The 26,064-nt window shown below is 69.3% G+C and carries 21 protein-coding genes; 10 read left to right on the forward strand and 11 right to left on the reverse strand.

Annotated features, from left to right (window positions below; translation table 11 throughout):
* Positions 1-22: 22 nt before the first annotated feature.
* The 6 genes from ACSFBC_RS13690 to ACSFBC_RS13715 all read left to right on the forward strand — a co-directional run bounded on the left by ACSFBC_RS13690 (position 23) and on the right by ACSFBC_RS13715 (position 7,122).
* The gene (locus tag ACSFBC_RS13690; protein WP_435510874.1) at positions 23-1,237 is read left to right on the forward strand and encodes a dienelactone hydrolase family protein; all 1,215 of its coding nucleotides are present in this window, start codon (positions 23-25) and stop codon (positions 1,235-1,237) included.
* Positions 1,238-1,364: 127 nt separating this feature from the next.
* Positions 1,365-3,242 (forward strand): DNA mismatch repair endonuclease MutL, encoded by a 1,878-nt coding sequence (gene mutL, locus ACSFBC_RS13695; protein WP_435510875.1) that lies wholly within the window; start codon positions 1,365-1,367, stop codon positions 3,240-3,242.
* Positions 3,243-3,350: 108 nt separating this feature from the next.
* Positions 3,351-4,238: an alpha/beta hydrolase gene (locus ACSFBC_RS13700; RefSeq protein ID WP_435510876.1), complete on the forward strand. Its 888-nt coding sequence runs from the start codon at positions 3,351-3,353 to the stop codon at positions 4,236-4,238.
* A 52-nt stretch (positions 4,239-4,290) separates the two neighbouring features.
* Positions 4,291-5,538, forward strand: a complete 1,248-nt coding sequence (locus ACSFBC_RS13705; protein ID WP_435510877.1) for a multidrug effflux MFS transporter — start codon at positions 4,291-4,293, stop codon at positions 5,536-5,538.
* Complete coding sequence (gene miaA, locus ACSFBC_RS13710) at positions 5,528-6,478, forward strand: tRNA (adenosine(37)-N6)-dimethylallyltransferase MiaA (RefSeq protein ID WP_435510878.1); 951 nt, start codon at positions 5,528-5,530, stop codon at positions 6,476-6,478. Before ACSFBC_RS13705 ends, miaA begins: the two co-directional genes overlap by 11 nt.
* On the forward strand, positions 6,475-7,122 hold the full coding sequence (locus ACSFBC_RS13715; RefSeq protein ID WP_435510879.1) for an ABC transporter ATP-binding protein: 648 nt from the start codon (positions 6,475-6,477) through the stop codon (positions 7,120-7,122). Before miaA ends, ACSFBC_RS13715 begins: the two co-directional genes overlap by 4 nt.
* A 4-nt stretch (positions 7,123-7,126) precedes the next feature.
* Here the strand turns inward: ACSFBC_RS13715 and ACSFBC_RS13720 are convergent, their stop codons facing one another.
* Positions 7,127-8,089: a threo-3-hydroxy-L-aspartate ammonia-lyase gene (locus ACSFBC_RS13720; RefSeq protein WP_435510880.1), complete on the reverse strand. Its 963-nt coding sequence runs from the start codon at positions 8,087-8,089 to the stop codon at positions 7,127-7,129.
* Positions 8,090-8,156: 67 nt separating this feature from the next.
* On the opposite strand from ACSFBC_RS13720, the gene ACSFBC_RS13725 reads away from it, so the two are divergent.
* Positions 8,157-10,700 (forward strand): FtsX-like permease family protein, encoded by a 2,544-nt coding sequence (locus ACSFBC_RS13725; protein WP_435510881.1) that lies wholly within the window; start codon positions 8,157-8,159, stop codon positions 10,698-10,700.
* Between the two features lie 40 nt (positions 10,701-10,740).
* Here ACSFBC_RS13725 and ACSFBC_RS13730 read toward each other — a convergent pair whose 3' ends face one another.
* Positions 10,741-13,236, reverse strand: coding sequence for a penicillin acylase family protein (locus ACSFBC_RS13730; RefSeq protein WP_435510882.1), 2,496 nt, complete (start codon positions 13,234-13,236; stop codon positions 10,741-10,743).
* A gap of 101 nt (positions 13,237-13,337) precedes the next feature.
* On the opposite strand from ACSFBC_RS13730, the gene ACSFBC_RS13735 reads away from it, so the two are divergent.
* Positions 13,338-14,414, forward strand: coding sequence for a PLP-dependent cysteine synthase family protein (locus ACSFBC_RS13735; protein WP_435510883.1), 1,077 nt, complete (start codon positions 13,338-13,340; stop codon positions 14,412-14,414).
* Positions 14,414-15,481, forward strand: coding sequence for a lipocalin-like domain-containing protein (locus tag ACSFBC_RS13740; RefSeq protein WP_435510884.1), 1,068 nt, complete (start codon positions 14,414-14,416; stop codon positions 15,479-15,481). The genes ACSFBC_RS13735 and ACSFBC_RS13740 overlap by 1 nt, the downstream gene beginning before the upstream one ends.
* On the opposite strand, the gene ACSFBC_RS13745 is transcribed toward ACSFBC_RS13740, so the two are convergent.
* Positions 15,478-15,927 carry an Lrp/AsnC family transcriptional regulator gene (locus ACSFBC_RS13745; protein WP_435510885.1) on the reverse strand — a complete coding sequence of 150 codons (450 nt, stop codon included), beginning with the start codon at positions 15,925-15,927 and terminating at the stop codon, positions 15,478-15,480. The genes ACSFBC_RS13740 and ACSFBC_RS13745 overlap by 4 nt on opposite strands.
* Before the next feature lie 149 nt (positions 15,928-16,076).
* Between ACSFBC_RS13745 and ACSFBC_RS13750 the strand changes: the two genes are divergently transcribed.
* On the forward strand, positions 16,077-16,685 hold the full coding sequence (locus ACSFBC_RS13750; protein ID WP_435510886.1) for a glutathione S-transferase family protein: 609 nt from the start codon (positions 16,077-16,079) through the stop codon (positions 16,683-16,685).
* 3 nt (positions 16,686-16,688) lie between these two features.
* On the opposite strand, the gene ACSFBC_RS13755 is transcribed toward ACSFBC_RS13750, so the two are convergent.
* From ACSFBC_RS13755 to ACSFBC_RS13790, 8 genes are all read right to left on the reverse strand, one after another.
* Complete coding sequence (locus tag ACSFBC_RS13755; protein WP_435510887.1) at positions 16,689-17,678, reverse strand: branched-chain amino acid ABC transporter permease; 990 nt, start codon at positions 17,676-17,678, stop codon at positions 16,689-16,691.
* 109 nt (positions 17,679-17,787) lie between these two features.
* Complete coding sequence (locus tag ACSFBC_RS13760; RefSeq protein WP_435510888.1) at positions 17,788-18,663, reverse strand: branched-chain amino acid ABC transporter permease; 876 nt, start codon at positions 18,661-18,663, stop codon at positions 17,788-17,790.
* 135 nt (positions 18,664-18,798) lie between these two features.
* Positions 18,799-19,995 (reverse strand): ABC transporter substrate-binding protein, encoded by a 1,197-nt coding sequence (locus ACSFBC_RS13765; RefSeq protein ID WP_435510889.1) that lies wholly within the window; start codon positions 19,993-19,995, stop codon positions 18,799-18,801.
* A 58-nt stretch (positions 19,996-20,053) separates the two neighbouring features.
* On the reverse strand, positions 20,054-21,250 hold the full coding sequence (locus ACSFBC_RS13770) for an ABC transporter substrate-binding protein (RefSeq protein WP_435510890.1): 1,197 nt from the start codon (positions 21,248-21,250) through the stop codon (positions 20,054-20,056).
* A 53-nt stretch (positions 21,251-21,303) separates the two neighbouring features.
* Positions 21,304-22,011, reverse strand: a complete 708-nt coding sequence (locus ACSFBC_RS13775) for an ABC transporter ATP-binding protein (RefSeq protein WP_435510891.1) — start codon at positions 22,009-22,011, stop codon at positions 21,304-21,306.
* Between the two features lie 85 nt (positions 22,012-22,096).
* Positions 22,097-22,867, reverse strand: a complete 771-nt coding sequence (locus tag ACSFBC_RS13780; RefSeq protein ID WP_435510892.1) for an ABC transporter ATP-binding protein — start codon at positions 22,865-22,867, stop codon at positions 22,097-22,099.
* A 184-nt stretch (positions 22,868-23,051) separates the two neighbouring features.
* Positions 23,052-24,620: a DHA2 family efflux MFS transporter permease subunit gene (locus ACSFBC_RS13785; RefSeq protein WP_435510893.1), complete on the reverse strand. Its 1,569-nt coding sequence runs from the start codon at positions 24,618-24,620 to the stop codon at positions 23,052-23,054.
* Positions 24,621-24,640: 20 nt separating this feature from the next.
* The gene (locus tag ACSFBC_RS13790) at positions 24,641-26,014 is read right to left on the reverse strand and encodes an HlyD family secretion protein (RefSeq protein WP_435510894.1); all 1,374 of its coding nucleotides are present in this window, start codon (positions 26,012-26,014) and stop codon (positions 24,641-24,643) included.
* Positions 26,015-26,064: the final 50 nt, after the last annotated feature.

The raw sequence follows: 26,064 nt of genomic DNA on the forward strand, positions 1-26,064 counted from the left end.
AACCCACCCGGAGACACACGCGATGACAGGTTCCCACATCCAGATGAAGGCCGCCGACGGCAGCGGCACGTTTCGCGGCTACCTCGCCCTGCCCGCAGGCGGCACCGGCCCGGGGCTGGTGATCGCACAGGAGATCTTCGGCGTCAACCACACCATGCGCGAGGTGGCCGACTACTACGCGGAAGAAGGCTACGTGGTGCTGGTGCCCGAGCTGTTCTGGCGCCAGGAGCCCGACGTCGAACTTGGCTACAGCGAGGCCGACTGGCAACGCGCCTTCGCGCTCTACGGCGGCTTCGACGAAGCCAAGGGCATGCAGGACATGCAGACCGCCATCGATGCACTGCGCGCCCGCGCCGAAGTGATCGACAGGAAGGTCGGCGTGCTCGGCTTCTGCCTCGGCGGCAAGCTGGCCTACCTGTCGGCCTGCCGCACCGACGCCGATGCGGTGGTCGGCTACTACGGCGTCGGCATCGACGCCGCGCTCGACGAGGCCGACCGGATCCAGTGCCCGCTCACGCTGCACATCGCCGAGCTCGACACCTTCTGCCCGCCCGAAGCGCGCGACCGCATTGTCCAGACGCTCAAGGGTCGCGCCGGCGTCTCGCTGTACGTCTACCCCGGCATGGACCACGCTTTCGCGCGTGCCGGCGGCGAGCACTTCCACAAGCCCTCGGCGCTGATGGCGCACGAGCGCAGCATCGCCACGCTCAAGGCCGCGATCGGCCCGCACTACGACCTGTCGGCGCTGTGGGACAAGCACTGCGAGTACGAGTTCGGCACGCGCAACGTCGACGACACCATGTCGACCATGGTGGCCGAGCCCTACGTCAACCACATCCCGACCATGACCGGCGGCGTGGGCTACCAGGCGCTGCACGCCTTCTATACGAACCACTTCGTCAACAGCAACCCGCCCGACACCACGCTCACCTCGATCTCGCGCACCGTCGGCGCCACGCAGGTGGTCGACGAACTGCTTTTCAGCTTCACGCACACCACCGAAATTCCGTGGATGCTGCCGGGCGTGAAACCCACCGGCAAGCGCGTGGAAATTCCTCTGCTCGCGGTCATCAAGTTCCGCGGCAACAAGCTCTACCACGAGCACATCTACTGGGACCAGGCCAGCGTGCTGGTGCAGGTCGGCCTGCTCGACCCGAAGCTGCTGCCGGTGGCGGGTATCGAAACGGCGCGCAAGCTGCTGGACGAAAAGCTGCCGTCGAACACGCTGCTCGCGTGAGCGCCAGGGTTCGGCGACCGGCCACGCCGCCGAACCCTGCGACCACGCCCGCTGAAAAAATCCGCAAGCGTCTGGCCTCGACAACCCGCTGCGCACCCCGGCTACCCTGCGCTTCTAGAATGCCCCGGTGAGCGCCCTTCCCTCTTCCAGCCCCCTCCCCGAACGCCGCCCGATCCGCGAGCTTCCCGACGAACTGATCAGCCAGATCGCGGCCGGCGAGGTGGTCGAGCGACCCGCCTCGGTGGTGCGCGAACTGGTCGACAACGCGCTCGACGCGGGCGCCACGCAGATCACGCTGCGGCTGTCGGCCGGCGGCGTGCGGCTGATCTCGGTCGAGGACGACGGCAGCGGCATTCCGCGCGAGGAACTCAGCGTGGCCCTGCGCCGCCATGCCACCAGCAAGATCGCCAGCCTCGGCGACCTGGAAACCGTGGGCACCATGGGCTTCCGCGGCGAGGCGCTGGCGGCCGTCAACTCGATCGCCGAGCTCACGCTGCATTCGCGCGCCCGCGGCGCCGACGCGGCCTATGCACTCGACGGCCGCACCGGCGAACTGCGCCAGGTCGCGCGTGCCGACGGCACCACGGTCGAGGTGCGGGAGCTGTTCTATGCCACGCCCGCGCGCCGCAAGTTCCTGAAAACCGACGCCACCGAGCTCGCGCATTGCGTGGAGGCGGTGCGCCGCCACGCGCTGGCGCGGCCCGACGTCGGCTTCTCGGTCTGGCACGAGGGCAAGCTGGTCGAGCAATGGCGCGCCACCGGCACGCGCGACCCGCGGCTGTCCGATGCGCTGAGCGAGGATTTCGTGGCGCGCAGCGTCGCGGTCGACCACGAGCGCGGCGCGGTGCGCGTCGAGGGCCGCGCCGGCATCCCCGATGCGGCGCGCTCGCGCGGCGACCAACAATTCTTCTACGTCAACGGCCGCTTCGTGCGCGACAAGGTGCTCAACCACGCGGTACGCAGCGCGTATGAAGACGTGCTGCACGGCCAGCGCCAGCCGGTCTATGCGCTGTACCTGACCATCGATCCGGCCCGGGTCGACGTCAACGTGCATCCGACCAAGATCGAGGTGCGCTTCCGCGACGGCCGCGAGGTGCACCAGGCGGTGCGCCATGCGGTCGAGAACGCGCTGGCGGCACCGCGCGCGGGCGACGCCGAAGCGCCGGCCGCCGTGCCCTTGTTCCATTCGACGCCGGCCGCACCGGCGCCCAGCCTGCCCGCCTGGACCCAGCCGCGCATGCATTTCGCGGCCGAGCGCGGCACGGGCGACCTGGCGGCGATGTGGCCTTCGGCACCTGCGACCACGCTGCAAACCACAGCCGACACGGCCATCGACGCGCCCCCGCCCTGGTCGGCACCGCGGCCATCCGCGCCGGAGCAGCCCCGCGCACCCAGCCCGGCTGCCGCCGACAGCGAACCCGTCTGGCCGCTGGGCCGCGCGCTGGCCCAGCTCCAGGGCATCTACATCCTGGCCGAGAACAGCCAGGGGCTGGTGATCGTCGACATGCACGCGGCGCACGAGCGCATCGTCTACGAGCGGCTCAAGGTCCAGCTCGACGGCGCGGCCATCACCAGCCAGCCGCTGCTGATCCCCGCCACCTTCGCCGCCACGCCGCAGGAAGTGGCGACCGCCGAAGCCTGCGCCGAGGTGCTGGCCACGCTGGGCCTGGAGGTCGCGCCTTTCTCGCCGCGCACCTTGGCGGTGCGCGCGGTGCCGGGCACGCTGGCCGACGGCGATCCGGTGGAACTGGCCCGCAGCGTGCTGGCCGAACTGGCCCAGCACGATGCCAGCACCGTGGTGCAGCGGGCCCAGAACGAGCTGCTGTCGACCATGGCCTGCCACGGCGCGGTGCGGGCCAATCGCAAGCTCACGCTGGATGAAATGAACGCCCTGCTGCGCCAGATGGAGGCCACCGAGCGCTCCGACCAATGCAACCACGGCCGGCCCACCTGGCGTCAATTGAGCGTGCGTGAACTGGACGCGCTGTTCCTGCGCGGCAGGTAACAGAACCAATACAAGGGTTTCCGAGCGTCAGCGAAGCGCCGGGCACGCACGTTGCATGGCCTTGTGGTCGGAACTTTCCGCCTACCTGACCTGTCTGTCACCCCACGCATGAAACATTGGTCCCTGTTCGCTTCGGCCACCGCCCTGATCGCCCTGCTGGCCGGTGGCTGCTCGACGCTCGACGAGCGCCAGCGTGAATGGATCTTCCAGCCCAGCGACCGCAGCTGGGGCAATTCGGAAGCCATGACCCAGGGCATGGAGGACGTCTGGATCGATTTCAGCTCCTCCGTGACCGGCGAACCCGCCCGGCTGCACGGCCTGTGGCTGGGCGGCGCCCCGGAATCGGTCGACACGCCCGTGCTGCTGTACCTGCACGGTGCGCGCTACAACGTGGCCGGCTCGGCGCCGCGCATGCGCCGGATGCACGAACTGGGTTTCGCGGTGCTGGCCATTGACTACCGGGGCTTCGGCAAAAGCTCGGCCGGTCTCCCTTCGGAGGAAACCGCCCGCGAGGACGCCCGTGCCGCCTGGACCTGGCTGGCCGCGCGCCACCCGCAACAGCGTCGTTACATCTTCGGCCATTCGCTGGGCGGCGCGATCGGCATCGACCTGGCCGCGCATGTGCCGGACGAGAGCGGCACCATCGTCGAGAGCACCTTCACTTCGATCGCCGACGTGGCCAGCAGCTTCAAGTGGGGCTGGCTGCCCTTCGGCCCCTTCATCACGCAGCGCTTCGAGGCCATCACCAAGGTCAAGGACATCGGCGCCCCGCTGCTGGTGGTGCATGGCACCGCCGACAGCCTGATCAACCCGACGCTGGGCCGCAAGCTCTACGAAGCCGCGCGGGTGCCGAAGATGTTCGTGCTGGTCGAGGGCGGCTCGCACCACAACACCAATTCGGTGGGTGCGGCGCAGTACCGCGCGGCGCTGTCGCAGCTGTTCCGCATGAAGCCGCCGGGCACCGAGGTCGCCGAACTCAGGACGCACGGCCTCTGAGCGTCCCGCGCGCCCCGGAAATCCGGCGCCGGCTTTTGTTACCCTCGGGCGCATGCCGCCTTCCTCCATCGCACCCGCGGCCACGGCTCCCGGAGCACGCACCCTCGGCATGCCGCCCGCGCTGATCGTCCTCACGCTGGCCCTGCTGCTGGGCATCCAGCCCGTCACCACCGACCTCTACCTGCCGGCCCTGCCCGCGCTGACCACGGGCTTCGGCGCGCCCGTGGCCCACGCCCAGCTCACGCTCACCGCGCTGCTGCTGGCCTTCGGGCTGTCGCAGCTGCTGCTGGGCCCGCTGTCCGACCGCTACGGCCGCCGGCCGGTGCTGCTCGGGGGCCTAACGGCCTATGTGGTGGCCGCGGTGGGCGGCGCGACGGCACCGTCGATGGAACTGCTGATCGGCTGGCGCGTCCTGCAGGGCGCAGCCATGGGCGCGGCGGTGATGGCGGCCCGTGCCATCGTGCGCGACCTGTACCTGCCGGCCGAGGGCGCGCGCGTGATGTCGCGTGCGCTCACCGGCCTGGGCGTGATCGCCTGCCTGTGCGCGCCGCTGGGCGGCCTGCTGTCGGACCTGGCCAGCTGGCGCGTGGCCTTGCTGGCCCCGGCCCTGTTCGGCGCGGGCACGCTGGCGCTGGTCGCACTGCGCTTCGAGGAATCGCTCGCACGGCGCAACCCGCAGGCGCTCGCGCCGCGCACCCTGCTGCGTACCTGGGCCACGGTACTACGCCATCCCACCTTCCTGACCTTCTGCGCGCTCACCACGGCCTCGTACGCGGTGCTCTTCACCTTCCTCGCGGCCTCCTCCTTCGTGTTCATCCAGGTGCTCGGCCTGAGCAAGACGCAGTACGGCCTGGTGATGCTCTGGAACTCGCTGGCCTACATCGCCGGCACCTTCGTCTGCCGCCACTGGCTGCCGCGCCACGGCGTGCGCGGCAGCATCGCGCGCGGCGCCGTGCTCACGCTCGCCGGTGGCACGCTGATGGGCGGCCTGGCGCTGGCCGGCGTGCAGTCGGTGGCCGCGATCGTGGGCCCGCTCACCCTGGTGATGCTGGGCCACGGCGTGCACCAGCCCTGCGGCCAGAGCGGCGCGGTCGGGCCCTTTCCGCAGGCCGCGGGTGCCGCGTCGGCGCTCAACGGCTTCGTGATGATGCTGGCGGCCTTCGGCATCGGCGGCTGGCTGGGCACGCACCTCGACGGCACGGTGAAGCCCCTGGCCTACGGCATGTGGTTCTGGAGCGTCTGCATCGCGCTGATCGGCTGGACTCTGGTGCAAAAGTATGGAGAAGCCCGTGGCGAATGACACGCAAGCGCTGCCGGCCACGCGTTTCGCGGCCATCGCCGGCCCCACCGCCGCCGGCAAGACCGCGGCCGCGCTCGCGGTGGCGCGGCGTCGGCCGGTGGAAATCGTCAGTGTCGACTCGGCGCTGGTCTACCGCGGCATGGACATCGGCACCGCCAAGCCCAGCGCGGCCGAGCGCGCCGAGGCGCCGCACCACCTGATCGACATCCGCGACCCGCGCGAGGCCTACAGCGCCGCCGCCTTCGTGGCCGACGCCACCCGGCTGATCGGCGAGATCAACGCGCGCGGCCGGCTGCCGCTGCTGGTGGGCGGCACGATGCTGTATTTCAAGGCGCTGGCCGACGGCATCGACGCCATGCCATCGGCCGACCCCGCGGTGCGCGCGATGCTCGAGGCCGACGCCGCGACCCACGGCTGGCCCGCGATGCATGCGCGGCTGGCCGAGGTCGACCCGGTCACGGCCGCACGGCTCGCGCCCAACGACAGCCAGCGCCTGCAGCGCGCGCTCGAGGTCTGGCACAGCAGCGGCCTGCCGCTGTCGCACTTCCATGCGGCTGCCGACAAGGTCCGAGGGCCGCAGGCCGCGGTCTTCGTCTCGCTCGAAGCCACCGAACGCAGCTGGCTGCACGGCCGCATCGCCGAGCGCTTCGACGCGATGCTGGCCGGCGGCTTCCTGGCCGAGGTGGAGGCGCTGCGCGCGCGCGGCGACCTGGTGGCCGACCTGCCCTCGATGCGCTGCGTGGGCTATCGCCAGGCCTGGGAAGCGCTCGATGGCGACTACCCGATGGCGGAGTTGCGCGAACGCGGCATTGCCGCCACGCGACAACTCGCCAAGCGCCAGATGACCTGGCTGCGCAGCATGCCGCAGCGCCAGGTGATCGCGGCCGAGGCGCCCGATGCCATCGCGCAGGTGGTCGACCGGATCATGGGCATCGCATGACACTGCACATCGAAGGCCTGGCCAAGCGCTATGGCGACGCGACCGTCTTCGCCGAGGTCTCGCTCACGGTGGCGGCCGGCGAGTTCATCGCCATCGTCGGCGAATCGGGCGTCGGCAAATCGACCCTGCTCAACTGCATGGCCGGCCTCGACACCTGGGATGCCGGGCGCATCGTGCACGACGGCACCGACATCGGCGCGCTCGACGCCGAAGCCTGCGCGATCTGGCGCCGCAGCCAGGTGGGCTTCGTGTTCCAGGCCTTCCATGTGCTGCCGCATCTGGACGTGGCGCAGAACGTGGGGCTGCCGCTGATGCTGCTGGGCCGGCGCGACGACGCGCGCGTGGCGGGCATGCTGGAAGTGGTCGGCCTGGCCGGGCTGGGGGCGCGGCTGCCGCAGCAACTGAGCGGCGGTCAGCTGCAGCGCGTGGCCATCGCGCGGGCACTGGTGCATCGCCCCGCCTTGCTGCTGGCCGACGAGCCCACCGGCAACCTCGACCCCACGACGGCCGCCAAGGTGATGGACGTGCTGCTCGCACAGACGCGCGAACACGGCGCCTCGCTGGTGCTGGTCACGCATTCCGAAGCAGCGGCGGCGCGGGCGGATCGGGTGCTGCATCTCACGGCCGGCGGCATCCGCGGCTGAAGCGCTACGACGCCAGCAGCGTCGCGTAGCGCGACAGGTCGACGTTGCCCCCGCTCACGATCACGCCGACCCGCGCGCCCGGCATGGCGGCCGCGTCCTGACAGGCGCCGGCAAACGCCAGGCCCCCCGTGGGCTCCACCACCATCTTCATGCGCTCGGCGAAGAAGCGCATCGCGTCGACCAGCTGCGCGTCGCTCACGGTGCGGATGTCGTCCACGTCGCGCCGGATGATGGCGAAGGTGTGCTCGCCCAGGTGCTGGGTCTGGGCGCCATCGGCGATGGTGCGCGGCGTGTCGATGTGCACGATGCGGCCCGCGCGCAGCGACTGCTGGCCGTCGTTGCCGGCCTCGGGCTCGATGCCGTAGACCTTGCAATCGGGTGACAGCGCGCGCGCCGACAGGGCCGAGCCGCTGAGCAGCCCGCCGCCGCCTAGGCACACGTACAACGCATCGAGCGGGCCCGATTCCTCGATCAGTTCCTTCACGGCCGTGCCCTGGCCGGTGAGCACGTCCGGATGGTCGTAGGGCGGGATCAGCGTCATGCCGCGCTCGGCCGCCAGGCGCTTCGTGAGCGCCTCGCGGTCTTCGGTGAAGCGGTCGTAGAGCACCACCTCGGCGCCGTAGCCACGCGTGGCGGCCAGCTTGGCGGCGGGGGCGTCCTGCGGCATCAGGATCAGCGCGGGCATGCCCAGCAGCCGGGCCGACAGCGCCACGGCCTGCGCATGGTTGCCCGAGGAGAAGGCGATGGCGCCGGCCTTGCGCTGGGTCGCGTCGAAGCGCGACAGCGCATTGAAGGCGCCGCGGAACTTGAACGCGCCCATGCGCTGGAAGTTCTCGCACTTGAAGAAGAACTGCACGCCCCAGCGCGCATCGGCGGTGGCGGAGCGCAGCACGGGGGTGCGATGGGCATGGCCTTCGAGCCGCGCCGCGGCGGCGACCACGTCGTCGTAGGTAGGGAGTGCAGTCATGCTGCACAGCTTAAGGCAGCTGGCCCTGGCCGCAACGACAGGACCGCACGTGGCCGACAATCGCGCCATGCGTGCGCTGCTCCTCACTTTCTCCTGGCAGGAGTTGCGCCACCACCCGTGGCGCAACGCGGCCGCCGTCGTCGCTGTGATGCTCGGGGTGGCGCTGGCCTTCTCGGTGCACCTGATCAACGCCTCGGCGCTCGACGAGTTTTCCAGCGCGGTGCGCTCGGTCAACGGCCAGCCCGACCTCGAGCTGCGCGCCGCGCAGGGCAGCTTCGACGAAGCGCTGTTCGCGCAGGTCGCGCGCCATCCGCAGGTGGCGCTGGCCAGCCCGGTGGTCGAGATCCCCGCGAGCGCGATCGCCGATGGCGCCCGGCTGCCGCTGCGCATCGTGGGCGTGGATGCGCTCGCGTTGCCCACGCTCGCGCCCGCACTGATGCCCGCGCCGTCCGCGGGCGCGACGCGCTTCGCACTGTTCGCGCCCGACCAGGTCTTCCTCAACGCCGCGGCGCGCAGTGCGCTCGGCCCGGCCGCGACGCAGCTCGATGCGCAGGTCGGCACCCAGCGCCACCCCCTGCAGATCGCGGGCACCGTGGCGGCCGGCGGCAGTGCGCTCGCGGTGATGGACATCGGCGCCGCGCAGGAGCGCTTCGGCCGGCTCGGTCAGCTCACGCGCATCGATCTGCGCCTGCAGAGCGGCACCGACCGCGCGGCCTTCATCCGATCGCTGGAAGGCGCAGCCGACTGGCCGTCGAACGTGCGCATCGCCGAACCCGGCGACGCGGCCGAGCGCGTGAGCAACCTCTCGCGCGCCTACCGCGTCAACCTCACGGTGCTGGCGCTGGTCGCGCTGTTCACCGGCGCCTTCCTGGTGTTCTCGGTGCTGGCGCTCAGCGTGGCCAAGCGCGCGCAGCAGTTCGCGCTGCTGGGCGTGCTGGGCCTCACGCCGCGCGGCCGGCTCGCGCTGGTGCTGGCCGAGTCGCTGATCCTCGGCGTGGTCGGCAGCCTGGCGGGCATCGCGCTGGGCGCGGGGCTGGCCGTGTTCGCGCTGCGCGTGCTGGGCGGCGACCTGGGCGGCGGCTACTTCGCGGGCGTGGCGCCCACCCTGCACTGGCGCTCGGGCGCCGCGCTGCTCTACGGCGGCCTGGGCGTGGCCGCGGCCCTGGTCGGCGGCTGGTGGCCCGCGCGCGCGGCCCAGTCGCTGCCCGAAGCACAGACGCTCAAGGGGCTGGGCGCCGCCCCCACGCGGCAGGGCGCGCGCGTCGTGCCCTTCGCCTTGCTGCTGGCCGGTGTCGCGCTCGCGCAGATGCCGCCGCTGTTCGACATCCCGGTGGCCGCGTACTTCTCCGTGGGCCTGCTGCTGGTGGGGGGCATCACCGCCCTGCCCTGGCTGATCGCCTTGCTCTACGACCGCATCGCGCCGCTGTTCGCGCAGCGCGTGCTGCCGATGCTGGCCATCGAGCGCGCGCGGCGCATGCGCGGTACGGCCGCGGTGGCGGTCAGCGGCGTGGTCGCGAGCCTGAGCCTCGCGGTGGCGCTGACCGTGATGGTCGCGAGCTTCCGCGACTCTGTCACGCGCTGGCTCGACGTGGTGCTGCCGGCCGACCTCTATCTGCGCGTGGCCGGCGCCAGCGCGGCCGACGATGCGGCCTTCACGCCGGCCTTCGTGCACCGCCTCGCGCAACTGCCCGGCGTGGCGCGCACCGGCACGCAGCGGCTTCGCCCGCTGCTGCTCGACCCCGCGCGGCCGGCCGTGACGCTGATCGCACGCAGCCTCGACGATGGCGCCGCGCGCACGCTACCGCTGGTCGGCGACGTGCTGGCCGTGCCCGCGGGGCAGATCGGCATCTACGTGAGCGAGGCGATGGTGGACCTCTACGGCGCGACGCCGGGCACGGTGTTCGCGCCGCTGGCGCTGGCGCTCGGCACGCCCGCAGCCGGCCAGCGCTTCTTCGTGGCCGGCGTGTGGCGCGACTACGTGCGCCAGTTCGGCGCCATCACGATGGACGCGCGCGACTTCGAGCGCCTGACCGGCGACGCCGGCGCCAGCGACGTCGCGCTGTGGCTCGCGCCCGATGCGGTCGACACCGAGGTGCAGTCCGCCGTCCGCACGCTGGCGTCGGCCGAGCCCGGCCTGTCCGATGCGCTGGAGCTGGCCTCGGTCGGCCAGATCCGCGCGACTTCGCTGCGCATCTTCGACCGCAGCTTCGCCGTGACCTACTGGCTGCAGGCCGTGGCCATCGCCATCGGCCTGTTCGGCATCGCGGCCAGCTTCAGCGCGCAGGTGCTGGCGCGCCGCAAGGAGTTCGGCCTGATGGCACACCTGGGCTTCACGCGGCGCCAGGTGCTGGCAGTGGTGGCCGGCGAAGGCGCGGCCTGGACCGCCATCGGCGCCGTGGCCGGGCTCGGACTGGGGCTGGCCGTGTCGGTGGTGCTGGTGAAAGTGGTGAACCCGCAGAGCTTCCACTGGAGCATGGACCTGTTGGTGCCCTGGCTGCGCCTGCTGGCCCTGTGCGCCGCGGTGGTGGCGGCCGGCACGCTGACCGCCTGGCTGGCCGGGCGCGCCGCGGCGGGCAAGGATGCCGTGCTGGCGGTGAAGGAAGACTGGTAGCCCACCCTTGCGCCCGAGGCAGGCACCGGCCCTCGACCCGTCAACGCCCAGGCGACAACTGAATCCGCTCGACCGTCTCCTTCTCCACCGCAGCACGCGAATAGACCAAGGGCACGTACTTGCCCTCGAGCCACAGCGGCGCCAGATCCCGGTAGTTCGGGCTGTCCGGATTCCCCGACTGCCCCGGCGCGTTGATCACGCGGGACGCGTCCCAATTCCCCACGTCGAGCACCATGCGGAACGAAGCCCCCGACGTCAGCTTGTAGTCGGTCGCCCGGTAGCTCGCCGCCATCGGCGTGAAGGAAGAGCCGGACATCGGCCAGTCGCCCACTTCGAGCTTCTTGCGCGCGGCCGCATCGACCACACCCCCGAGCGGATGGCGGAATTCGGCGCGGTGCAAGGTGCCCCACTTCCACGCCGCCATGTCGGGCCCGAGCCTGGCCGTGAGCTCCTGCATCGCCGTCGGCAAGGTCGTCAACAACAGGGCATCGCGCTGTTCGTTCGTGACCCAGCCGGCGGGGTTCTCGAGCAGCAGCACCATGCGCGTGTTGTCGCCGGGCGTGGCCAGCGCGGCGGCAGCATCGCCCGCGCCGGCCTTGAGCACGGCCGCGCGCAAGGGCTTGCTGCTCCAGACCTCGTACAGCGCCGCGGCAGCGCTGTCGCGGTCCATCGCACCGTTCCAGCCCTGCAGCAGGCGCAAGGCCGAAGCCGTCTGCGGATCGTCGCTGCGCAGGCCGGCCAGCAGTTTGAGGAGCCGCTGCGCGGGCGTGGCGACGATGTCGTTCTGCATGCGCTCCGAGTCCTCGACGGTGAAGCGCGTGCCCGCCGCCACCTTGGCCGCGAACAGTTCCTTCAGGCGGCGCGCGCGCGCCGCATCGCTCCACTCGTAGCCCACGCCCTTCTTCGCGGCGGGGTGGTCGGGCGGAATGTTGTTCTCGTTCGCCGTCACCACGTAGCCGCGTGCGGGGTTGAACTCCGACGGCAACTCGTCGCCGTTGCGGAAGCCCGACCACTCGTAGCGCCCGTCGCCCGGCACCGGCATCAGGCCGTCCCAGTTGGGACGGATCGGCGTGAGCCCGCCCGGAATCCAGCCGACGTTGCCGCTGGTGTCGGCGTAGACCTGGTTCTCGCCCGGTGCGCCCCAGCGGTTCATGGCGGCGCGGAACTGGTCCCAGTTGCGCGCACGCATGTAGTCCATCGAACCGAAGTACGGTGCCATGCCGGGCTCCAGCCAGGCGGCACGCAATGCGTACGCACGCTGCTTGCCGGGCTCGGTCAGCAACACGGGGCCGTGGCGCGTGAAGCTGTTGACCACCTCGCGTGGCGTGCTCTCGCCCTTGACCGCGATGCGTTCGGTCACCTGCGTCATCGGCTCCCAGCGGTCCTGGTAGCGATATTCCTTGGGGTTGCCTGGGTTGAGCTGGTACACGTACAGGTCTTCCTGGTCCATGTAGAAGCGCGTGAGGCCGAAGGCGATGGTGCCGTTGTGGCCGATCGACAGGCCCGGCAGGAAAGGCTCGCCCGCGCCGATGGCGTCCATGCCGGGCGCGCTCAGGTGCGTCATGTAGCGCAGGCTGGGTGCGCCATGGGCGCGGTGCGGGTCGTTGGCCAGGATGGGCCGGCCGGTGGAGGTGAGCTTCGGCGAGATGACCCAGTTGTTGCTGCCATAGGCCCCGGTCGGGTCGCCTTGCGCGGCCTGCTCCTGCTCCGCCCTCGCCGCAGCCGACTCGGCGCTGCCGGGCAGCAAGGCGACCGGCGTGGAGGCTGCGCCGGTGTTCAAGCCCACCCTCGTGTTGGCCTTGGTGAACTGCGACGATTCGGTCGCCCGCAGGTAGGCGGCGCGCAGTTCGGCCGCAGGAATGTCGCAAGGATCGAGCCCCGGCGGCAGTTGCGGCGTGACCGGCGGATCGAGCTCACGGCGCAGCCAGTCGGCCTTGACGCCGGCCGCGCCGGCGCAGAACGCACGCGCGCGTTCGATCTCGGAAGTGAAGTTGAGCGTGAGCCCGTGGTGGCGGATACGCACCACGTCTTCGGCCGACCAGGTCGCCGGCTGGTAGCCGAGCAGTGCGAACTCGGTCGGCAGCAGCGCGGGCTGCGCCTGCACCTGCGCCACATAGGCGTTGACGCCGGCGGTGAAGGCTTCGGCCACGCGCTTGGCGTCGGAGCCGTAGGCGAGCCACTCGCGGTACATGTCGCCACGATAGAGCACGGCGCGCGCGGCGCGGTCGCTCTCGACCCAGCCGGGCCCGAAGTCCTTGGCCATCTCGCCCAGGCCGCGCTTGCGCCACAGGTCCATCTGCCAGAGCCGGTCGCGCGCGGCGATGAAGCCCTGCGCCACGAAGGCGTCGTAGAGCGTGCCTGCGTAGAGATGCGGCACGCCCCAGCGATCGACCAGCACTTCGGCCGGCTTCTCGAGGCCCGGAATGACGAAGGACGAAGAAGGTCGGTTCGGTGTATCGACACCGGAGGGGTTGCTGGCGCAACCGACCAACGCGAGGGCCGCGAGCGCCACGGCGCTCAGCTCGATTTTTTTCATGTCTGTCTCTGTCTCCTGCTTTGTGGACGGCAGGGCACAGTATCCCGATTTGGCGCGCCTGCGCGTTCCGCACAAACCATGACTTGTAGACTCGCGCCGATATGCAGTCTCCCTCTTCCTCCTCCCTCTGCAGCGGCTGGCTCGGCGGCGCGATCCGCCGCATCGAGGCCGACTACCAGCGCAGCGCCGACACGCACCTGATCCCGCTGCCGCTGCCCGCGCTGGCCGCGCACGGCATCGACCTGTACCTCAAGGACGAATCGACGCACCCGACCGGCAGCCTCAAGCACCGGCTCGCGCGCTCGCTGTTCCTCTACGCGCTGTGCAACGGCTGGATGCGCGAAGGCACGACCATCGTCGAGGCCTCGAGCGGATCGACGGCGGTGAGCGAAGCCTATTTCGCGCGGCTGCTGGGCCTGCCCTTCATCGCGGTGATGCCGCGCAGCACCTCCCCCGAGAAGATCGCGCAGATCGCCTTCTACGGCGCGACCTGCCACTTCGTCGACCATGCGGCTCAGGTCTATGAAGAGGCGCGTGCGGTCGCCGAACTCAGCGGCGGCCACTACATGGACCAGTTCACCTACGCCGAGCGCGCGACCGACTGGCGCGGCAACAACAACATCGCCGAGAGCATGTTCCAGCAGATGGCGCGCGAGCGGCATCCGGTGCCGAAGTGGATCGTGGTGGGCGCGGGCACGGGCGGCACCAGCGCGACCATCGGGCGCTACCTGCGCTTTCGTTGCCACGACACGCAGGTCTGCGTGCCCGACCCCGAAGGCTCGGTGTTCTCGGCCTACCACCGCACGGGCGACGCCGCGCTGACCGCCGTGGGTTCGCGCATCGAAGGCATCGGCCGGCCGCGCGTGGAGCCCAGCTTCATCCGCACGCTGGTCGACCGCATGATCGATGTGCCCAACCTCGAGTCGGTGGCGGCCATGCATGCGCTGTCGGCGCTGCTGGGCCGCAAGGTCGGACCCTCGACCGGCACCAATTTCGTCGGCATGCTGGCCCTGGCGCAGGAAATGCGCGCGGCGGGGCGGCAGGGCTCGATCCTCTCGCTGCTCTGCGATGCCGGCGAGCGCTACCTGCCCAGCTACCACGATGCCGCCTGGGTGCAGCAGGCCTTCGGCGACATCGGCCCGGCCCGGCAACGCATCGACGCGCTGCTGGCCGCCTGATGTTCTCGCCATCCTCGCTGTCGCGCCGAAGCCTGCTGCTCGCGGCGCTCGCTGCCAGCCCGCTGGCGACCTGGGCGCTGCCCGAGCGCACGCTCGAATTTCCGCGCGACTTCGGCAGCCATCCCGAACTGCACACCGAGTGGTGGTACATCACCGGCCATGCGAAGAACGCAGCGGGCCGCGAATTCGGCTTCCAGGTCACCTTCTTCCGCTCACGTGTCGACGCGACGCAGGCCATGCGTTCGGCCTTTGCCGCCAAGCAACTGGTGTTCGCGCACGCGGCCGTGACCGACCTCGAAGGGCGCGTCCTGCTGCACGACCAGCGCATCGCACGCGCGGGTTTCGGCATTGCATCGGCCAGCGAATCCGACACCGACGTGCACATCCGCGACTGGTCGCTGGTGCGCGAGAACGGCGTCTACCGCGCGCGCATCCCGGCCGGCGAGTTCGCGCTCGACCTGCGCTTCACGCCCACGCAACCGGTGCTGCTGCAAGGCCGGGCCGGCCTCTCGCGCAAGGGCCCCGACGCATCGCAGGCCAGCTACTACTACAGCGAACCGCAGCTCGCAGCACAGGGCAGACTCACGCTCAAGGGCCAGCCCTTCGAGATCACGGGCAAGGCCTGGCTCGACCACGAATGGAGCGAAGCGTTGATGCATCCCGAGGCCGTGGGCTGGGACTGGATCGGCATGAACCTCGACGACGGCGGCGCGCTCACGGCCTTCCATCTGCGGCGCGCCGATGGCAGCGCGTTGTGGGGCGGTGGCTCGTTCCGGCCGCGTGACGGCGCGGCGCGCATCTTCAGGAACGACGAAGTGCGCTTCGACATCGTCAAGGCGTGGACCAGCCCGCGCACGCAGGCGAAGTACCCGACGCACTGGCGCGTGCAGACGCCAGCGGGCGATTTCGAGGTGCGTGCCCTGCTCGACGACCAGGAGCTGGACAGCCGCGGCTCGACCGGCGGCGTGTACTGGGAAGGCCTGAGCGACCTGCGGGATGCGCAGGGACGTCGCGTGGGGCGCGGCTATCTGGAGATGACGGGCTACGCGGCGCCGCTGCGACTCTAGGGCCTGGCCGCCAGCACCGTGGCCGTCTTGCGAACCGGGCTCGACAGCACCAGCGACGTCGTGACGCTGCCCTGCATCGCGAGCGCATCGACCACGCGCTCGAGGTCCTGCGGCTCGGCGATGGCACAGCGCACGATGAAGCAGTCCTCGCCCGTCACGCGGTCGGCCTCGAGCACCTCGGGCATCTCCTCGAACAGCTTCAGGTACTTGCGGATGCCCGCATGCGTGGTCTGGATGCGGATGATCGCCTGCAATCCGACGCCGATCGCGCGCAGGTTGACGCGTGCGCCATAGCCTTCGATCACGCCCGCGTCCTCCAGCTTGCGCACGCGCTCGCTCATCGCGGGCTGCGACAGGCCGACGCGCTTGCCGATCGCGGCCAGGCTCTGCCGTGCGTCGAGTTGCAGCGCTTCGAGGATCAGGCGGTCTTTGTTGTCCAGTTTCATGAGGTGATGCGATGAAGGCGCGAGGCCGATGATCCATCGGTCCGGGGGGCCGAATTCCGATGGCTTGCACTTGGAGGCGCGGCGCCTATTCTCTATCGTCGAGCCTGCCTCGCCACGTGGTGCGACGGCCATCTCCGAAGGACACAGACATGGAACTCGTCGGCATGCTCGACTCGCCTTATGTGCGGCGCGTGGCGGTCACGTTGCAACTGCTGAAGCTGCCCTATGTGCATCGGCCGGTCTCGGTCTTCAGCACCTTCGCGCAGTTTCGCGCCATCAATCCGGTGGTGAAGGCACCGACGCTGGTCTGCGACGACGGCCGGACGCTGATGGACTCGACGCTGATCATCGACTACGCCGAGACCGTCGCCGGACGCAGCCTGATGCCGGCCGACCGCGCGGAGCGTCAGCGCGCGCTGCGCGTCGTCGGACTCGGCCTCGCGGTCTGCGAGAAATCGGTGCAGATCGTCTACGAGCGCAATCTCCGTCCGCCCGAGAAGCTGCACGAACCCTGGATGGCGCGAGTGAAGGAACAGCTGGCCGCGGCCTGCGCGGAACTCGAGGCCGAACTCGCGGCCCAGCCCTTGGCAGTGGCCGCATCGACGATCACCCAGGCCGGTGTGACGACCGCCGTCGCCTGGCGCTTCACGCAGGCGCTGGTTCCCGGCGAAGTCGACCCGCTCGCGCATCCGGCGACGGCCCGCCACGCGCAGGCCGCGGAAGGCCTGGATGCCTTCCTGGCCGCGCCCTTCGCATAGAGGTCAGCCGCGCGCGGTCCCCTTGCGCCGATCGATGAACGCAATGATCTCGCCCATGATCCCCTTGCGGAAGGCCAGCACGCAGATCACGAAGATCAGGCCCGTGACCATGGTCACCGACTCGCCCAGCGTGTTGAACCAGTCCACCGTGGTCAGGCGCGCGAGGAAATTGCCCAGCTCGCCGATCTTGTTCTCCAGCAGCACCACCACGGCCGAGCCCACCAGCGGCCCCGACAGCGTGCCCAGCCCGCCCACCAGCGTCATCAGGATCACCTGGCCCGAGGCGGTCCAGTGCACGTCCGACAGGGTCGCAAAACCCAGCACCAGCGTCTTGAGCGAGCCCGCCAGGCCCGAGAGCGCCGCCGAGATCACGAAGGCCAGCAGCTTGAAGCGGCTCACGTCGTAGCCCAGCGAGAGTGCGCGCGGCTCGTTCTCCTTGATGCCTTTGAGCACTTGGCCGAAGGGCGAATGGATGGTGCGCACGATCAGCAGGAAGGCCAGCACGACCACGACCAGCGCCACGTAGTACATGGTCAGGTCGTTGGACAGATCGACGAGCCCGAACAGCTTGCCGCGCGGCACGCCCTGCAGGCCGTCCTCGCCGCCGGTGAACTTGGCCTGCAGCGCGACGAAGAACATCATCTGCGCGAGCGCCAGCGTGATCATCGCGAAGTAGATGCCCTGACGCCGGATGGCCAGGATGCCGAACAACCAGCCGAGCAAGGCGCCGGTGAGCGTGCCCGCGAGCAGGCCCAGTTCGGGCGTCAGGCCCCAGACCTTCATCGCATGGCCCGCGACATAGGCCGAGCCGCCCAGGAAGGCCGCATGGCCGAAGGACAGCAGCCCGGTGTAGCCCAGCAGCAGGTTGAAGGCCGCGGCGAACAGCGCGAAGCACATGAGCTTCATCACGAACACCGGGTAGGCGCCGAAGAACGGTGCCGCGATCAACGCGACGACCAGCAGCAGGTAGATGGCAAGAGATAGCTTCTTCATGGATTCTTACTCGTGGGGGCCGCCGCGCACGGCCGCCCGAAGCGGCCGGCCCGCCCCCGGTCGGGGGTTGGCGGAGCGACACGAAGTGCGCGCAGACTGGGGGCGAGCGTCATTTCTCTTTACCGAACAGGCCGGCGGGGCGGATGAGCAACACGATGACCATGATCACGAACACGACCGTGGACGAAGCCTCGGGATAGAACACCTTGGTGAAGCCCTCGATGACCCCCAGGCCCAACCCGGTGAGGATGGCGCCCATGATCGAACCCATGCCGCCGATCACGACGACGGCGAACACCACGATGATCAGGTTCTGCCCCATCAGCGGCGAGACCTGGATCACCGGTGCGGCGAGCACGCCCGCAAAGGCCGCCAGGCCGGCGCCGAAGGCGTAGGTCAGCGTGATCATCAGCGGCACGTTGACGCCGAAAGCCTCCACGAGGCGCGGGTTCTCGGTGCCCGCGCGCAGGTAGGCGCCCAGGCGGGTCTTCTCGATCACGTACCAGGTGGCGAAGCACACGACCAGCGAGGCCACGACCACCCAGGCGCGGTAGTTGGGCAGCACCATGAAGCCCAGGTCGGTGGCGCTCGACAAGGCGTCGGGCGCGTCGTACTGCAAGCCCGAGACGCCGTAGACCGAACGGAACACACCCTCGATCAGCAGCGTGAGGCCCAGCGTGAGCAGCAGGCCGTAGAGGTGGTCGAGCTTGTAGATCCAGCGCAGCAGCAACCTTTCGATCAGCACGCCGAAGGCGCCGACGACGATGGGGGCCGCAATCAGCATCACCCAGTAGTTGATGCCCAGGTACTCCATCGCCATCCAGGTCAGGACGGCGCCGAGCATGAACAGCGCGCCGTGCGCGAAGTTGATGACGTTGAGCAGGCCGAAGATCACCGCCAGCCCGAGGCTCAGGATGGCATAGAAGGAGCCGTTGACCAGCCCCAGGAGGAGCTGGCTCAGCAGGCCGGGAAGGGAGATGGTCATAGATGCGTCAAGAAGGCGTCGGCCATTTTTTCTCTTTCGCGGGGGCCGCCGCGCACGGCCGCCCGAAGCGGCCGGCCCGTCCCCCTTGCAAAGGGGGGAAGGCGCAGCGACACGCAGTGCGCGAAGCCTGGGGGGTTACTTCCACAACGCGCACTTGCTCTCAGCCTTGGTCGTATAGACGTCCTCGCCCTTGAGCTTCTGGACCACCTTGTAGTAGTCCCACGGTTCCTTGGACTCGGCCGGCGACTTGACCTGCATCAGGTACATGTCGTGCACGAAGCGGCCATCGGCACGCACCGTGCCCTTGGCGTAGAAGTCGTCGATCGGCGTCTTCTTGATCTGTGCCATGACCGTGTCGGCATCGGTGCTCTTGGCGGCCTGCACGGCCTTCAGGTAGGTCATGGTGGCCGAGTAGTCGGCGGCCTGGATGTCGGTGGGCATGCGCTTGGTCTTCTCGAAGAAGCGCCGACCGAAGGCGCGCGTCTTGTCGTCGAGGTTCCAGTCCCAACTGGTGGTGAGCAGCAGGCCTTCGGTGTTCTTCAGGCCCAGGCTGTGCACGTCGGTCACGAACACCAGCAGGCCGACCATCTTCATGCTCTTGCTGATGCCGAATTCCCTGGCCGCCTTGATGGCGTTGATGGTGTCGCCGCCCGCGTTGGCCAGCGCCAGCACCTGGGCCTTGGAGTTCTGCGCCTGCAGCAGGAAGGACGAGAAATCGGAGGTGTTGAGCGGGTGCTTGACGCTGCCCACGACCGTGCCGCCCTTCTCCTTCACGACCTTGGAGGCGTCGGCCTCGAGGGCCTGGCCGAATGCGTAGTCGGCGGTCAGGAAGAACCAGCTCTTGTCGCCGCGCGCGATCACCGCGCTGCCCGTGCCCTTGGCCAGCGCCACGGTGTCGTAGGCGTAGTGCACGGTGTAGGGACTGCACTGTTCGTTGGTGAGCGCCGAGCTGCCGGCGCCGTTCACGATGAACACGCGCTTCTTCTCCTGCGCCACCTTGGCCATGGCCAGGCCGGTGCCCGAGCTGGTGCCGCCGAACAGCATGGTCAGACCCTGCGTGTCGATCCACTCGCGCGCCTTGGAGGCCGCGATGTCGGCCTTGTTCTGGTGGTCGGCCTGCAGCAGTTCGACGGGCATGCCGTTGACCTTGCCGCCGAAGTCGTCGATGGCCATCTGGATCGCGAGGGCGCCGTTCTTGCCCTCCACGTCCGCGTACAGGCTCGACATGTCGGTGATGAAACCGATCTTGACCTTCTCCTGGGCCTGCGCGGCGCCGGCGGTCGCGAGGCAGGTGGCGACGAAGCAGGCGGAGGCAATGAGCGTGCGTTTCATGGGATGGTTCTCTGGTTTGACTGTGTGGGAGTAAAGGGTCCGGTGCCGCGTCGGCGGCTCATTTCCAGAGGGCGCACTTGGTCTCGGCCTTGGTCGTGAAGACCTGCTCGCCCGGCAGCGTCTTGAGCACCTTCAGGTAGTCCCAGGGCTTCTTGGATTCGGCGGGCGACTTCACTTCGACCAGGTACATGTCGTGGATGAAGCTGCCGTCGGCGCGAATCTGGCCCTTGCCGTAGAAGTCGTCGATCTTCATGCTCTTGAGCTGCGCCATCACCTTGTCGGAATCGGTGGTCTTCACGGCGGCCACGGCCTTGAGGTAGTTCATGGTCGCCGAGTAATCGGCGGCCTGCACGTCCGTCGGCATGCGCTTGGTCTTCTCGAAGAAGCGGTTGGCGAACTTGCGCGTGTCGTCGTTCAGGTCCCAGTACCAGCTGGTGGTGTGCAGCAGGCCTTCAGTGTTCTTCAGGCCCAGGCTGTGGATGTCGCTCAGGAACACCAGCAGGCCGGCGGTCTTCATGGTCTTGTTGATGCCGAATTCCCGGGCCGCCTTGATCGCGTTGACGGTGTCGCCGCCCGCGTTGGCCAGGCCCAGGATCTGCGCCTTGGAATTCTGCGCCTGCAAGAGGAAGGACGAGAAGTCCGAGGCGTTGAGCGGATGGCGCACGGAGCCCACCACGGTGCCGCCCTTCTCCTTCACCACCTTGGTGGTGTCGGCCTCGAGCGCGTGACCGAAGGCGTAGTCGGCGGTCAGGAAGAACCAGCTCTTGCCGCCACGGTCGACCACGGCCGCGCCCGTGCCTTTGGCCAGGGCCACGGTGTCGTAGGCGTAGTGGATGGTGTAGGGGCTGCACTGCTCGTTGGTGAGCACCGAACTGCCCGCGCCGTTGTTGAAGTACACGCGCTTCTTTTCTGCCGCCACCTTGGCAGTGGCCAGCGCCACGCCCGAGTTGGTGCCGCCGAAGACCATGGTCACGCCGGCGGTGTCGATCCATTCGCGGGCCTTGGAGGCGGCGATGTCGGCCTTGTTCTGGTGGTCGGCCACCAGCAGTTCGATGGGCTGGCCCAGCGCCTTGCCGCCGAAGTCGTCGATGGCCATCTGGATGGCGGTGGCACCGCCCTTGCCTTCGAGGTCGGCGTACAGGCTCGACAGGTCGGTGACGAAACCGATCTTCACTTTTTCCTGGGCCTGCGCGGCGCCTGCGCCCAAGACGAGGATGCCGACGGCGGCGGCGATGAGCCCGATTTTTCTGTTCATGCGGTTGTCTCCTGAAGGAATATTCATGGGAAGGATGCGAGTGTCCGGCGGGCTCAGACGCCCAGCAGTTCGTTGAGCACCGGCATCTTGGCTTCGAGCTGCGCGGCGCCGAAGGTCTCGACGATGCGGCCATGCTCCATCACGTAGAAACGGTCGGCCAGCGGCGCGGCAAAACGGAAGTTCTGCTCCACCATCACCACCGTGTAGCCCTTGCTGCGCAGCATCTGGATCATTCGCGCCAGCGCCTGCACGATCACCGGTGCCAGGCCCTCGGAGATCTCGTCGAGCAGCAGCAGCCGCGCGCCCGTGCGCAGGATGCGCGCCACCGCCAGCATCTGCTGCTCGCCACCCGAGAGCCGCGTGCCCTGGCTGTGGCGGCGCTCCGCCAGGTTGGGGAACATCGCATAGATCTCGTCGATCGACATGCCCGGCGGCATGCCCTTGAGCGCGGGCGGCAGCAGCAGGTTCTCCTCGGCCGACAGGCTCGCGAAGATGCCGCGCTCTTCGGGGCAGTAGCCGATGCCCAGGTGCGCGATGCGGTGCGTGGCCATGCCGATGGTCTCCACGCCGTTGACCTGGATGCTGCCCTTGCGCGCACCGGTCAGGCCCATCACCGCGCGCATGGTGGTCGTGCGGCCCGCGCCGTTGCGGCCCAGCAGCGTGACGACCTCGCCCGGCTGCACCACCATGTCGACGCCGTGCAGCACGTGCGACTCGCCATACCAGGCCTGCAGACCCTTGATTTCCAATGCAGCGGTCATGGGGCCCCCACGCTCGGCACTTCGTGTCCTCGCTGCCCCCCGAGGGGGCCGCGAGCTTGCTTGGGGCGGCCCAGCGCTGCGCTCATCAATGTGCTCCTTGCAGTTGACCGTCGGTGGTGCCCATGTAGGCCTCCATGACCTGCGGGTTCTTCGAGACTTCGGCGTACGGGCCTTCGGCCAGCACCGCGCCGCGCTGCAGCACCGTGATGGTGTCGGCGATGGTCGAGACCACGCTCATGTTGTGTTCGACCATGAGGATGGTGCGGCCCACCGACACGCGCTTGATCAGCTCGGCCACACGGTGGACGTCCTCGTGGCCCATGCCCTGCGTGGGCTCGTCGAGCAGCATCAGCTCGGGCTCCATCGCCAGCGTGGTCGCGATCTCGAGTGCGCGCTTGCGGCCGTAGGGCAGGTTCACGGTCAGCTCGTCGGCCAGGTCGTCGAGTCCGACCTCCGCCAGCAGGCCGCGCGCACGGATGTCGAGCGGCTTGAGCGACTTCTCGCTCTTCCAGAAGTGGTAGGAGGTGCCCAGCGAACGCTGCAGGCCCAGGCGGACGTTCTCCAGCAGCGTGAGGTGCGGGAACACGGCCGAGATCTGGAACGAGCGGATGATGCCGCGCCGCGCGATCTGCGCGGGCCGTTCGCGGGTGATGTCCTCGCCGTTGAAGAGGATGGTGCCGCTGGTGGGCTCCAGGAACTTCGTCAGCAGGTTGAAGCAGGTGGTCTTGCCCGCGCCGTTGGGGCCGATCAGCGCGTGGATCGAGCCACGCACGACCTTCAGGTCGACCTGGCTGACGGCAGTGAAGCCCTTGAATTCCTTGGTGAGCTGGCGGGTCTCGAGAATGATGTCGCTCATCTCGTGCGGGCTTCCAGGGGGAGGCATTGAAATTCGGTCATGCGATCGGTCCGTGCGCCCACTGTGAGCGCGACCGCATTGTTCGCGGGCCCCCTTCCCTTGCCTACTGGGGCAAATGCCTATGCTGCACTGCAACCCAGATGCGTTGTGGCACCCGGGTTGTCAGCGCCGTGTCAGTTCACGCTCAATGCGCGCCGGCCGCGGCGTCGGCGGCGCCGCCGCCCATCTGCGGACGCGCCAGCCAGATCAGCGGAATCAGGAAGATGAACAGCACCGCCGAGGCATAGAACACGTCGTTGGCCGCCAGCATGAAGGACTGCTGATCGATCATGCGGTTGAGCTGGCCGAGCACCTGGTCGCTGCTCAACCCGCTGTTGCCGAGGTTCGCGATCGCGGCGGTCGCGGTCGGGTTGCCCAGGTTGATCGATTCCACGAGCTGCGCATGGTGCGTGGTCGCGCGGTCGTCCCACACGGTGGTCACGATCGAGGTGCCCATCGCGCCCGCGGTGATGCGCAGGAAGTTCGACAGCCCCGACGCGGCCGGGATGCGGTCGGGCGTGAGCCCGGACAAGGTGAGCGTCACCAGCGGGATGAAGAAGAACGCCATCGCCACGCCCTGGATGATCGTGGGGATCATGATGGTGCCGATGTCGGCCTGCGTGTTGAAGTTCGAACGCATCCACAGCACCAGCGCGAACACCAGGAACGAGAAGGTCGCGTAGCGCCGCGGATCGACCTTGGCCACGGTCATGCCGACCAGCGGCGACAGCACGATGGCCAGCGCGCCGACCGGTGCCAGCACCATGCCGGCCTGCGTGGCCGTGTAGCCCATGTACTGCTGCAGCCACAGTGGCAGCAGCACCACGTTGCCGAAGAACAGGCCGTAGGCCACCGCCGTCGCGACCGCGCCCGACCAGAAGTTGCGCCGCTTGAACAGCGACAGGTCGACCACCGGATGCTTCTCGGTCAGCTCCCACACGATGAAGAAGGCGAAGCCGACCACCGCGACCACGGCCATCGCCACCACCTCGGCCGAGTGGAACCAGTCGAGTTCCTTGCCCTTGTCGAGCATCAGCTGCATCGCACCGACCCAGAGGATCAGCAGGCTCAGGCCGATGGTGTCGATCGGCAGGCTCTTGGTGGGGCTGTCGCGCTTGCGGTAGATCGCCCAGGCGATGCTCACCGCGGCCAGGCCGACGGGGATGTTGATGTAGAAGATCCAGGGCCAGGAGATGTTGTCGGTGATCCAGCCGCCCAGCAGCGGCCCCATCACCGGCGCGACCAGCGTGGTCATGGCCCACATCGCCATCGCGAGCCCGGCCAGCGCGCGTGGGTAGCTCGCCAGCAGCAGCGTCTGCGACAGCGGGATCATCGGCCCCGCGACGAAGCCCTGCAGCGCGCGGAACGCGATCAGCGTGGTCATGTTGGGCGCGAGTCCGCACAGCCAGGAGCTGATCACGAACAGGATGATGCTGGCCATGAACAGGCGCACCTGGCCGAAGCGCTGGGTGAGCCAGCCGGTGAGCGGCACCGCGATGGCGTTGGCCACCGCGAAGCTGGTGATGACCCAGGTGCCCTGGGTCGAACTGACGCCCAGGTCGCCCGAGATGGCCGGCAGCGACACGTTCGCGATCGACGAATCGAGCACGTTCATGAAGGTGGCGGCCGAGAGCGCGATCGTGCCCCAGATGCGGGCCGAGCCCTCGAGCGGCGGATGGGCCATGGGAGCGGCAGAGGCGGGAGCGGTGGCCATTGCGCGTGTGTCCGTGGCGCTCAGCCGTGCGCGGCCTGCCGCATCGCCAGCGTGGCGCCGCGACCGCTCTGTGCGGCGGGGTGCGGTGTGCCGGCCTTGTCGGCCTCATCGGCCTCATCGGCCACCGGCTTCTTCGCTTCGCTGCGCGCCTGCACCGGACGGCCGAGGTTGGCCGAGATGATGCGGTCGACTTCGGCATCGGCGCCGCGGTCGGAAACGGCATACACCTGCGTCTGCGCGAAGGCCGTGGTGCGCGGCGCATCGGCCAGCGACTTGCCATCCTTCTTGGTCACGTCGATCTCGGCGACCATCGACAGGCCCACGCGCAACGGGTTGGCCTTGAGCTGCTCGGGGTCGAGCGCGATGCGCACCGGCACGCGCTGCACCACCTTGATCCAGTTGCCGGTGGCGTTCTGCGCCGGCAGCAGCGCGAAGGCCGCGCCGGTACCGATGCCCAGGCCCGCGACCTTGCCGTCGTACGTGACCTTCTTGCCGTAGAGGTCGGCCGTGAGCTTGACCGGCTGGTCGATGCGGATGCTGCGCAGCTGGACTTCCTTGAAGTTGGCGTCCACCCACAGCTGGGTCAGCGGCACGACCGACATCATCGGCGTGCCCGCCGCCACGCGCTGGCCCAGCTGGACCGTGCGCCGCGCCACGTAGCCGTCGACCGGCGCGGGCATCGCGACACGTCGCGTGGCGAGCCAGGCCTCGCGCACCTTGGCGGCAGCGGCCAGCACGCTGGGGTGCTGTTCGACGCTGGTGCCTTCGGTAAGCGACTGGTTGCTGGTGAGCTGCTCGCGCGCGGCCAGCACGCCGGCCTGGGCCGCGGACAGCGCACTTTTCGCGTTCGCGACCGCGGTCTCGGAATGGTTGAGCTCTTCCTTCGACACCGCGCCGTTGCCGGTCAGCGCCTGGCGGCGTGTCAGGTCGTCCTGCGCGCGGGCGATGTCGCTCTGCGCCTTGACGATGTCGGCCTGGCGCAGCGTGACCTGCGCGGCCAGCGAACCGTTGTTGGCGTAGAGCGTGCGCACCTGGCGCACGGCCTGGCCCAGCGCGGCTTCGGACTGCTCGAAGGCCAGCCGGGCATCGGCCGGATCGAGCTGCACCAGCGTTTGACCGGCCTTCACGAAGTCGGTGTCGTCGGCCATGATCGACATCACGGTGCCCGCGATCTGCGGCGTGATCTGGATCACGTTGCCCTGCACGTAGGCGTTGTCGGTGTCCTCGTAATGACTCGCGACCAGCCATTCGTAGAGGCCCCAGCCGCCACCGGCGACGATCACCACCGCGGCGAGCGCGGTGAGTGCGCGGCGGCGCTTGTTGTTGCCGGCGGGCGTGCCTGCTTCCACGCCTTGCGGAGCGGGGGCGGCGGCGACTGCATTGTTGTTGTCCATTTTCAGTGTCCTTCCGATGCGAGAGATGAGATGCACGCGTCAACCGCGTG

This window comes from Variovorax frigidus, from assembly GCF_051216515.1.
Taxonomy (GTDB): Bacteria; Pseudomonadota; Gammaproteobacteria; order Burkholderiales; family Burkholderiaceae_C; genus Variovorax.